This is a genomic window from Streptomyces sp. 130 (genome assembly GCF_007096885.1).
Classification (GTDB): domain Bacteria; phylum Actinomycetota; class Actinomycetes; order Streptomycetales; family Streptomycetaceae; genus Streptomyces.
This window is the reverse complement of sequence record NZ_VJNO01000118.1, coordinates 1-737: the sequence shown is the minus strand read 5'-3', so window position 1 is coordinate 737 and position 737 is coordinate 1. Positions and strand designations below refer to the sequence as shown.

Annotated in this window: 1 protein-coding gene; it reads left to right on the top strand. The window is 68.7% G+C overall.

Translation table 11 applies throughout. The features are described from left to right. On the top strand, positions 1-737 hold a 737-nt coding region (locus FKN01_RS32265; RefSeq protein ID WP_260697103.1), incomplete at both ends, for a condensation domain-containing protein.

Here is a 737-nt window from a genome sequence, read left to right as displayed (position 1 = left end):
CTCGCCCGATCCTGGGGCGTCACGCTCAACACGCTCGTCCAGACGGTGTGGGGCGTCCTGGTGGGCGGGCTCACCGGCCGCGAGGACGTCGTCTTCGGGTCCGTCGTATCGGGGCGCCCGGCCGAAATCGTCGGCGTCGAGCAAATGGTGGGCCTGTTCATCAACACGCTGCCGATCCGCATCCGCCTTCAGGCCGCAGAGTCGCTCGCATCGCTCGTACAGCGCGTCCAGCAGGAGCAGGCGGGACTTCTCGCCTACCACCACCTGGGCCTGACCGAGATCCAGCAACTCGCTGGAAGCGGACCCCTGTTCGACACCCTCACCGTCTTCGAGAACTACCCCGTCGTCCGGGACTCCGCCGACAAGCACGACAGCCGGCACCTGGACGCACGCGTCATCCACGGACTCGATGCCACGCACTACCCGCTGACCCTCGCCGTCATACCCGCCGGCGACGCGATGCGACTGCGCCTGGACTACCAGCCCAGTGCCTTCGACCAGGACCGGGCGAGTCGGATCCTGGCCCGCTACCAGCACCTCCTGCACCACCTGACCACCGCCGCCGACCGGCCCTTGTCCGGGCTGGATGTGTTGTTGCCGGGTGAGTGTGCTGCGTTGGAGGAGTGGAATGCCACGGGTGGGGTGGCGCGGGTGGCGTCGATTCCGGAGGTGTTCGCGGAGCAGGTGGCGCGGGTGCCGGGGGCGTTGGCGGTGGAGTTCGGTGAGGTGCGGTTGAG